Origin of the sequence: Pseudonocardia pini (genome assembly GCF_013870575.1) — a bacterium.
GTDB classification, from domain to species: Bacteria; Actinomycetota; Actinomycetes; order Mycobacteriales; family Pseudonocardiaceae; genus Pseudonocardia; species Pseudonocardia pini.
Genome location: NZ_JACBXB010000134.1, coordinates 1 through 9,537, shown reverse-complemented (window position 1 = coordinate 9,537; position 9,537 = coordinate 1). Strand labels below are relative to the sequence as shown.

The 9,537-nt window shown below is 72.3% G+C and carries 7 protein-coding genes; 5 read left to right on the top strand and 2 right to left on the bottom strand.

The genetic code is table 11. The features are described from left to right. The 3 genes from H5J29_RS10750 to H5J29_RS10740 all read left to right on the top strand — a co-directional run. Positions 1 to 387: type 2 periplasmic-binding domain-containing protein (locus H5J29_RS10750; protein ID WP_512700114.1), on the top strand; the 387-nt coding region annotated here is incomplete at its 5' end. A 90-nt stretch (positions 388 to 477) separates the two neighbouring features. Then, the gene (locus tag H5J29_RS10745) at positions 478 to 1,935 is read left to right on the top strand and encodes an MFS transporter (RefSeq protein WP_312858155.1); all 1,458 of its coding nucleotides are present in this window, start codon (positions 478 to 480) and stop codon (positions 1,933 to 1,935) included. Positions 1,936 to 1,975: 40 nt separating this feature from the next. After that, entirely contained in the window at positions 1,976 to 2,449 is a 474-nt protein-coding gene (locus tag H5J29_RS10740; RefSeq protein ID WP_181780786.1) for a winged helix-turn-helix transcriptional regulator, read from the top strand. Positions 2,450 to 4,870: 2,421 nt separating this feature from the next. Here the strand turns inward: H5J29_RS10740 and H5J29_RS10735 are convergent. Beyond that, positions 4,871 to 5,251, bottom strand: a complete 381-nt coding sequence (locus H5J29_RS10735) for a VOC family protein (protein ID WP_181780785.1) — start codon at positions 5,249 to 5,251, stop codon at positions 4,871 to 4,873. Between the two features lie 29 nt (positions 5,252 to 5,280). Next, positions 5,281 to 5,820, bottom strand: a complete 540-nt coding sequence (locus H5J29_RS10730) for a carboxymuconolactone decarboxylase family protein (RefSeq protein WP_181780784.1) — start codon at positions 5,818 to 5,820, stop codon at positions 5,281 to 5,283. A gap of 344 nt (positions 5,821 to 6,164) precedes the next feature. On the opposite strand from H5J29_RS10730, the gene H5J29_RS10725 reads away from it, so the two are divergent. Together H5J29_RS10725 and H5J29_RS10720 are read left to right on the top strand one after the other, a co-directional pair. Beyond that, complete coding sequence (locus H5J29_RS10725; protein WP_181780783.1) at positions 6,165 to 8,114, top strand: 3-oxoacyl-[acyl-carrier-protein] synthase III C-terminal domain-containing protein; 1,950 nt, start codon at positions 6,165 to 6,167, stop codon at positions 8,112 to 8,114. 13 nt (positions 8,115 to 8,127) lie between these two features. Beyond that, positions 8,128 to 9,537: acetyl-CoA carboxylase biotin carboxylase subunit (locus H5J29_RS10720; protein ID WP_376768518.1), on the top strand; the 1,410-nt coding region annotated here is incomplete at its 3' end.

Here is a 9,537-nt window from a genome sequence, read left to right as displayed (position 1 = left end):
GTCGCCGCGCTGCCCGAGGGCGACGCGCTCGCCGCCCGCTCGTCGGTGACCCTGGCCGACCTGGTGGACCGGACGGTCGCGATCAACGAGGTGACCGGGACGACCACACCGAGCCTCTGGCCCGCGGGCGCCCGACCCGCCGTGACCTGGGTCGGCTCGACGGCGGACTGGCTGGTCGACATCGCCTCCGGCGAGGCCGTGGGGGTCACCGCGGCCGCCACGGCCGAGCTGCACCGCTTTCCGGGCGTGGTCTACGTGCCGGTCGCGGACGCCCCGCCGCTGCCCGTCCATCTCGTCTGGCCCGATCCGCCGACGCATCCCGGCGTGGCCCCGTTGGTGGCGCTCGTCGAGGAGGTCACCGGCGGCCCGAACGGCCGTTCAGGGTGAGATACTTGGCAACGGCAAGGTTCTCGCTTGCCCTCCGCAACGACCCGTGGTCACCTGAAGGGACAACCGAACGGACGGAGACCACGCCCCGTGAGCGCCAGCCTGGCCGAATCGCCCACCACGACCTCGCCCGGGCCGGGACGTCGACCGATGGTGGCGATCCTCGTCCTAGCCTCCTGCGGGCTGCTGATCTCGCTCGTGCAGACGATGGTCGTGCCGCTGCTGCCGCAGTTCCCCCGGCTCATGTCGGTCAGCCCGTCGACGGCGGCCTGGCTGGTCACGGCCACGCTGGTCTCGGGCGCGGTGTCCGCGCCGGTGCTCGGCAAGCTCGGTGACATGTACGGCAAGCGGCGGATGCTGCTCGTCTCCATCGTGCTGATCCTGGTCGGCTCCGTGGTCGGCGCCGTCGCGCCGAACATCCTGGTCCTGCTGGTGGGCCGGGTGCTGCAGGGCGTGTCGTTCGGGGTGATCGCGCTGGGGATGAGCCTGATGCGAGACATCCTGCCGCCCGACAAGGTCGGCAGCGGGGTGGGGCTGATGAGCTCCTCGCTCGGCATCGGCGGCGCGATCGGGCTGCCGTTGACGGGCGTGGTGGCCCAGTTCGCGAGCTGGCGGTGGCTCTTCGCCGGGGCCGCGGTGATCGCCGCCGTGCAGCTCGTGCTGGTCCGCACCATGGTCGCCGAGTCGCGGGTGCGCACCGGCGGCCGGTTCGACGTCGTGGGCGCGCTGGGGCTGGGCGTCGCGCTGGTCTGTCTGCTGCTGGGCATCTCGAAGGGCTCCGAGTGGGGCTGGACGAGCCCGGTCGTCCTCGGCCTGTTCGGCGTCGCGCTGCTGCTGCTGCCGCTGTGGGGCCGCTACGAGCTGCGCAGGCGGATCCCGCTGGTGGACCTGCGGGTGACGGCCCGGCCCGCCGTGCTGTGGACCAACGTCACCACGGTGCTCCTCGGCTTCTCGATGTTCGCCACGTTCATGCTGGCCACCCAGGTCCTGCAGGCCCCGGTCTCCACGGGGTACGGGTTCGGCCTCTCGCTGATCACCGCGGGCTTGGTGCTGCTCCCCCTCGGCGGGGCGATGGTGGTCTTCTCCTCCACCTCGGCGCTGCTGTCGCGGGTCCGCGGGCCGCGCACCACGCTCGTCGTCGGGCTGGGGCTGATGACACTGGGCAACGCGGGGTTCGCCCTGCTGCCCGGGTCGCTCCTGGCGCTCGTGGCGATCGCGACCGTCGGCTCGGTGGGCGCCACCCTCGGCTACTCCGCGCTGCCGCTGCTGATCATGCGCGCGGTGCCGGAGACCGAGACGGCGGCCGCCAACAGCCTCAACACCCTGATGCGCCAGCTCGGCACCTCGACCTGCACGGCGGTGGTCGCCGCGGTGAGCACCGCGCTCGTGATGGACGTCGGCGGGGAACGCGTCCCCGCCGCCCAGTCGTTCACCGTCGTGTTCGTGATCGCCGCGGCGGCCGCGCTGGTCGCGCTCGTCATCGCGCTGTTCACCCCGACCCCCGAGGGCGTGGAGGAGCGGCGGGTCGATCCGGCCCTCGCGACCTGACGGGTTTCCCAGAGCAACCCAGCATCGGTACGCTGGGCCGATGTCCCAGTGGACCGATTACGACAGCGCCACCTGCTCGGTGGCCCGCACCGCCGCCCTGGTCGGTGACGCCTGGACCGTGCTGGTGCTGCGGGACCTGTTCAACGGCGTCCGCCGGTTCGACGACCTCGCCGACCACCTCGGCATCGCCCGCAACGTGCTCACCCGCAGGCTGGCCGCCCTCGTCGAGGGTGGGCTGGTCACGAAGACGCCCTACCGGGAGCCGGGTCGCCGGGAGCGCCACGAGTACCGGCTGACGCCCGCGGGCAAGGACCTGCGCGTGGTCGTCACCGCGCTCAAGGACTGGGGCGACGCACACCTCGCGGGCGAGGCGGGCCCGCCCCTGGTCACCCGGCACGCGGGCTGCGGCGGCGAGGTCCACGCCGAGATCCGCTGCGCCGAGGGCCATCTGATCGACGACCGCACCAAGCTCATCGCGGAGCCGGGCCCGGGGGCGCGACTGCGCTCCGCCTGACCGGGGTCCGTCGATCGTCAGCGGGCGCTCCGCCGGGGACACCCGGCCCGAAGATCGCCAGTCCGGCACGCTCCACCGCGACAACCGCGGCGCAGCGCGCCCAGACAGCGATCAAGGTGGCTGTCGCCCCCGGGCCCGCCCGAAGATCACCACTCCGGCACGCCCAGCCGCGCAGGGCGCGGGTCCGCGCTCCAAGACGGTGATCAGGTGACTTCCGGCCACCCGCGTGGCCCAAGATCACCACTTCGGCACGCCCAGCCGCGCAGGGCGTGGGTCCGCGCTCCAAGACAGCGATCAAGGTGGCTTTCGCCCCCGGGCCCGCCCGAAGATCACCACTCCGGCACGCCCAGCCGCGCAGGGCGCGGGTCCGCGCTCCAAGACGGCGATCAAGGAATCCGCCCGATCCCCGCGCCGCCGTCGGAGACCATGGCACCGGCACACCTCACCGGGCAGAACGCGGCTGCACGCTGCGAGACGGTGATCAGGTGACTTCCGGCCACCCGCGCGACCCAAGATCACCACTTCGGCACGCTCCACCGCGACAACCGCGGCGCACCGCGCCCAGACAGCGATCAAGGTGGCTGTCGCCCCCGGGCCCGCCCGAAGATCACCACTCCGGCACGCCCAGCCGCGCAGGGCGCGGGTCCGCGCTCCAAGACGGTGATCAAGGAATCCGGACGGCCGCCGACCGCGGAGATCACCGCACCGGCACGCCCCACCGCGCCAGAATGCGGCTTCACGCTCCGAGACCGCGCCGAACGCAGCTCCGCACTCCGAGACAGCGAACAAGAGGATCCGACGAGCCGCCCGATCCGAAGATCACCCTTCGGCACGCTCCACAGCCACAACCGCGGCGCACCGCTCGAAACAGCAATCTCAGCGGCACCCCACCCCCGCGCTTGCCCGAGGATCACCACTCCGGCACACCCAACCGCGCGGGCCGCGGCTCCGCGCTCCAAGCCGGTGATCAAGGGAATCCGGACAGCCCGCCGACCGCGGAGATCACCGCACCGGTACACCTCACCCTGCAGGACGCGGCTCCACGCTCCGAGACGGTGATCAGGTGCCTTTCAGTCACCCGCGCGGCCCAAGATCACCACTCCGGCACGCCCAACCGCACAAGGCGCGGGTCCGTGCTCCGAGACGGTGATCAAGGGAATCCGAACGGCCCGCGACCGGAAAGATCACCACCACAGACACTCCACCGCGACAACTGCGGCGCACCGCTCCAACACCGCGATCAAGATGGCGCTCCGCCCAAGATGAGCGCTCCGCCCCCGCGCCCGCCCGAAGATCACCATTCCGGCACGCCCAGCCGCGCAGACCACGGGTCCGCGCTCCGAAACGGTGATCAGCCGGCTTCCGACCACCCGCGCGACCCAAGATCACCACTCCGGCACGCCCAGCCGCGCACAACACGGGTCCGCGCTCAGAAACAGTGATCAAGTGGCTGTCCGACCCACCAGCGGCCCGAAGATCACCGCACAGGCACGCCCAACCGCGCACAACGCGGCTCCACGCTCCGCGACAGCGATCAAGGGGCGCGCCAGACCCCGCGCGGGCCCGCAGATCGCCACTTCGACACGCTCCACCGCGACGACCGCGGCGCACACTCCGGAACAGCGGTCAAGGTAGCGCCCGGGCCCCCAAGCCCGGCCGAAGATCACCATCCCGGCACGCTCCACCGCGACATCCGCGGCGCACCGCTCCGAGACAGCGATCAAGGTGGCGGCTGGCGCTCCTGGTCCGCCGTACCCGCACCGGCCGGGCACTGCGCGCCCTCGCCCAGCCCCGCGCCCGTCCGAAGATCACCATTCCGGCACGCCTGACCGCGCAGAGCACAGGTCCGCGCTCCGAGACAGTGATCATGGGCCGCAAGTCGGGTGAGCGCGGAACCTTCGCAGTCCGCAGGTCCAGAGTGCGCGGGAGGGGCCTGACCTGCCGCACAGGGACAATGGTCACCGCTCCGGTGCCGTCAGCTGCGCCTCTCGCGGCTCGGCGATCCCAAATAGCGATCATGCGCGCAGCAGGACCGCGATTCAGGTCAGCAGTCCTTCGGCCCACATGCCGACACCTCGGCTCCGCGGCCACCAGGGGGACCACTCCGGGGCCCGGCTCCGGGCTCCGGGCTCAGGGCTCTCCCGGCTCGGGGCTCGGGCTCTGGTCCTCCGGGCTCAGGGCTCTCCCGGCTCGGGGCTCGGGCTCTGGTCCTCCGGGCTCAGGGGTTCAGGGCTCAGGGCCTCCAAGCCCCAGGCTCGAGCTCTCCAGGCTCCGAGCCCGGGATCAAGCTGAGCTGCGGCCCTCCGGGCTGAGCTCACGCACGGGGCTCTCCGAGCCCCAGGTCTCCCACCCGGGCTAGGACTCCCCGGGCCCCGCGCTCACGCACAGGGCTCTCCGGGGTCCGGGCTCAGCGCTCAAGGCTCAGCGAGTGTCCCTGCGGAGGGGGTGGTCGGCGGGGATCTCGATGATCCCGAGCTTCACCCCGTCCGGGTCGGCGATCCACATCTCGTCGAGGCCCCAGGGCTCGCGGCGGGGCTCTCGGACGATCGGGACGCCCTTGTCCGCCAGCTCCTTGTGCACGGCGGCGAGGTCGCGGACCTGCATCCACAGCGCCACACCGGTGCGGGGTGCGGCGGGCTCCGCGGCGTGCGCCGAGACCTCCAGGACGCACCCGCCCAGGAAGAACGCCGTGCCGCCGGGGAACTCCCGATACACGGCGAGGCCGAGGGTGTCGCGGTAGAAGGCGGTGGTCACGTCCGGGTCGGACGGGCGCAGCAACACCCGGCCGGCGAGGATCTCCATCCTGCCGACCCTACAGCGGCGCCCTCCCGCTACAGCCGGGCCGCGGGCAGGCCCTCCGGGCCGACGGCCTCGTCGGGGTCGATCCGCAGGGCGGTCATGATCCGGGCCAGGCCGAGGTAGTGCGCGGCGGTCAACGCGATCTCCACGATCTCCCGCTCGCCGAACTCGGCGCCGAGGGCGGCGTAGTCGTCGTCGGACACCTCGCCGTCCCGCACGAAGGACTCGGTGAACACGAGCGTGGCGCGCTGCGCGGCGTCGAACGGGGCGAGGTCGCCCCGGTCGAGGGCGGCGAGCTGGGCGTCGGTGGCCCCGGCGGCCTTCGCGATCGGCACGTGCTGGTCCCATTCGTAGCGCGCGGCGAGGCGCCCCACCTGCAGGATGACGAGCTCGCGCAGCAGTGGGTCGATCGCGAGGTCCGCGAGGATCGCGCCGCCGAAGCGGAGCCAGGGCCGGTAGGCGGTCTCGGCGTGCGCGAGCATCTGGAAGACGTGCAGCGGCGGCATCTTCGCGACGGTCGACGCGACAGCGGGCGGAGCGGTCTCGGCGGTGAGGTACGTGATCCGGGCCATGCCTCGGGAGCGTAGGCGAGTAATAGCACCCGGTGCCACAACCGGTGGCATTCCACTCCACATCGGACAGTGCCCCCGCCCCCGCCTGCACGAAGGCCGGAAAACCGCCCCGACCTGCGGGTACGACTATTCAGTAGAACTCGTCGGTAACATTTACTCGGATCCCCAACAATGACGATCGGCGAATGGGTGTAGACCCAGCTCACCTTCCGATCTCGGCCGCATTCCCGCTACGGTCCTCTCACCGCCTGAACTTTCCCGCTGGTCGTGAGCGTCGTCGTCCGCCGCATCCGACCTGCGGTTCCCGCACGCCGGGACGTCGATTCGCCGTTGGAGGCAGCTGTATGAAGCCGTTCGTGGTCAACTCCCACGGCCGCCTCGTGTTCCCCGCGAACTTTTCGCCGGAACTGGATTTCTCGGTGCTCGACTCGGTGGCCGCGGCCGAAGCCGTCATCACCCGCGATTTCGAGTCGAAGGCCCCTACCGGAACGGACATCGCGGCCCGGGTCGCCTCCGGTGCCTACGCCCGACGCTTCGACCTGCTGCGGGATCTCGGGCAGAACCTGTTCTGGGTCAATCGCTGGGCGCTCACGCTCTACGAGAAGCGGCCCACCCGGTGGCGCGACCTCCCCCGCTCCCGCGAGGACGTCTTCCTCCCCGTCGTCACCCCGTGGGTCGACGGACCGGCGAAGGTCGCCGCGGTGCAGCAGGCCTGGGCCACGCTGCCCGCGGGCCGCCACCCCGAGGTCGAGGAGCGCATCTTCGCCCTCCTGTTCGACGTCTGGGGCCACCGCCGCCACCACGCGACGGACCTGGCACCGGTCAAGCCGACCGTCGCGCAGTTCCTCGACACCCCCGGCGCCCTGACCTTCGTCCTGCCCGACCTGGAGCCGGACTACCCCACGTTCAGCACGACCGACATCCACGACGTCGACACCGAGGCGCCGGAGCTCGAGGCGCTGACCCGGTGGGCGATGGTGCTGCACAACCAGTACCCGTGGACCCGGTCGCGCACCGAGCTGCGCGAGGCGTCGGCGATCGGCGACGACGAGGTCGTCATCGCCTTCCATCCGCGCACCCGGGAGGTGGCGGCGTTCCTGGAGCGTGTGCGCAACGGAGCGCAGGCCAGGACCCGCCCCTCCCGGCCCCAGCCGGTGCCCGTCGCCCCGGTCACGCCGTACCCGCCCGTCGTCGTCGCCGACGCGTTCCCGGTCCAGCCGCGGATCGAGTCGCTGGCGGTCGTGCGCGGCGAGCACGTCTGCGAGAACACGGACGTGGTGCGGAACTCGAGCTTCTCCTGGTCGCCGATGAGCGCCGCGGAGATCAGCGCGAAGACCGGCATCGACCGCCGCCGCTACACCGAGCACGAGATCGGCGACCTGGCGCTGGCCGCCGCGGACGCGGCACTGGCGCACGCCGGTCGTCGCCCCGAGGAGATCGGCGCGGTGCTGGTCGCGACCTGCACGAGCGACCGCCTCATCCCGTCGCTGTCCACCTGGCTCTCCGGCGAGCTCGGCATCCTGCAGACCCACTGCTCGGCGGACATCGTCGCCGCCTGCGCGGGCCTGCCGTACGGGCTGGCCGAGGCCGTCCGGCAGCTGCAGGAGGTGAACCGCCCGGTCCTGCTGGTCTGCGTCGAGAAGTTCAGCGACAAGATCGGAGGCGTCCGCACCTCGCGGATGATCTTCGGCGACGGGGCCGCGGCCCTCGTCGTCTCCCCCGCCGCGGAGGGGTCCGCGGGGGACGTCGAGGTCCTGCAGACCTACGCCTCGGGGCCCGCCGCGCAGGTCAACTCGATCATCTGGCCGAACCCCGAGTTCGACAACGACATCACGGTCTACGGCCCCGAGGTCAAGGCGCTGGTCGCGCGCTACCTGGAGCAGATGATCGGCGAGCTGGACGTGCTGCCGGGCCACGGCGGCAGGAGCCTGCTCGACGCCATCGAGCTGATCGTGCCGCACCAGGCCAACCGCACGATGATCGTCGGACTCGCCGAGAAGGCGGGCCTGGCGGCCGACCAGCTCTACTTCGACATCGGGGACATGGGCAACGTGTCGGCGGCGTCGATCCCCATCGCCCTGTTCGACGCCGTGCGGGACGGCGTGATCGCGCGACCCACCCGCGTCTTCGCCCCGGGCTTCGGTGCGGGCGCGGTCGGCGGGTACGCGGTGCTGACCGTCGACCCCGCGATCATGGCTCCCGAGGTGGTCCTCCGACCCGGCGTGACCGCCCTGCCCCAGCAGCGAGTGCCCGGAACCACGAGCGACGATGTTCGCGTCGCGTTCGGGACGTAGCAGGATGGAGCCCGTGAGTTTCTCCCGGATCGCGATCGTCAACCGCGGTGAGCCCGCCATGCGGCTCATCCACGCCGTGCGCGAGTGGAACGCAGCAGGCGGACCCCCGCTGCGGACCGTCGCGCTGTACACCGCCGTCGACCGGCGTGCGATGTTCGTCCGCGAGGCGGACGAGGCCGTGCTCATCGGTCCCGACGACCCCGACCACCTCGGCCCGTCGCCCTACCTCGACCACGCGGAGCTCGAGCGCGGCCTGAAGGTCGCCCGCGCCGACGCCGTGTGGCCCGGCTGGGGCTTCGTGTCCGAGAAGGCCGAGTTCGCCGAGCTGTGCCGCGACCTGGGCATCACGTTCATCGGCCCCTCCCCCGAGGTCATGCGCGACCTCGGCGACAAGATCGCCGCCAAGCGGCTCGCGGAGCGCGTCGGCGTGCCGCTGGCCGCGTGGTCCGGCGGCCCCGTCGCCGACCTCGCCGAGGCCCGGGAGAAGGCCGAGGGCATCGGCTACCCGCTGATGGTCAAGGCGACCGCGGGCGGCGGCGGGCGCGGCATCCGCAAGGTCACGACGCCCGACGACCTGGCCGAGGCCTTCGAGCGCGCCTCCTCCGAGGCGGCCAAGACCGCCGGGGACGCCACGGTGTTCCTCGAGCGGGCGATCAGCGGCGGGCGGCACGTCGAGGTGCAGGTCGTGGCAGACGCGAGCGGGGACGTCTGGACCCTGGGCATCCGGGACTGCTCCGTCCAGCGCCGCAACCAGAAGGTGATCGAGGAGTCCGCCTCGACCGCGCTCGACGCCGAGCAGGAGGAGCTCCTGCGCTCCTCCGCGGCCGAGCTCGCCCGCGCCGCCGGGTACGTCAACGCGGGCACCGTGGAGTTCCTCTACGAGCCCAAGGAGCGGCTGCTGTCGTTCCTCGAGGTCAACACGCGGCTGCAGGTCGAGCACCCGGTCACCGAGGCGTGCACCGGCGTGGACATCGTGAAGCTGCAGCTGCACATCGCGTTGGGCGGCAAGCTCGTCGACATCGCCGCGGAGGCGCCGGCGGGTACCGGGCACGCCATCGAGGCGCGGCTGACCGCCGAGGACCCCGAGCGCGAGTTCGCGCCCGCCCCCGGCCTGATCGAGCACCTCGCGCTGCCGAGCGGCCCGGGCATCCGGGTGGACACCGGCGTCGCCACCGGGGACCTCATCCCGCCGCAGTTCGACTCCATGATCGCCAAGATCATCGCCTGGGGCCGGGACCGCACCGAGGCCCGCGCCCGGCTGCTGCGTGCGCTGCGCCAGACCGCCGCGGTCATCGACGGCGGCACCACCAACAAGGCCTTCCTGCTCGACCTGCTGCAGCGCCCGGAGCTGGTCTCCGGGGACACCGACACCACCTGGCTCGACGGGCTGATGGCGCAGGGGTACACCCCGCCGCGCCGGCTC

Bases quoted from the DNA above. Each gene is read 5' to 3' on its own strand.
- H5J29_RS10740 (WP_181780786.1), top strand. From the start codon at position 1,976: ATGTCCCAGTGGACCGATTACGACAGCGCCACCTGCTCGGTGGCCCGC.
- H5J29_RS10735 (WP_181780785.1), bottom strand. From the start codon at position 5,251: ATGGAGATCCTCGCCGGCCGGGTGTTGCTGCGCCCGTCCGACCCGGAC.
- H5J29_RS10730 (WP_181780784.1), bottom strand. From the start codon at position 5,820: ATGGCCCGGATCACGTACCTCACCGCCGAGACCGCTCCGCCCGCTGTC.
- H5J29_RS10725 (WP_181780783.1), top strand. From the start codon at position 6,165: ATGAAGCCGTTCGTGGTCAACTCCCACGGCCGCCTCGTGTTCCCCGCG.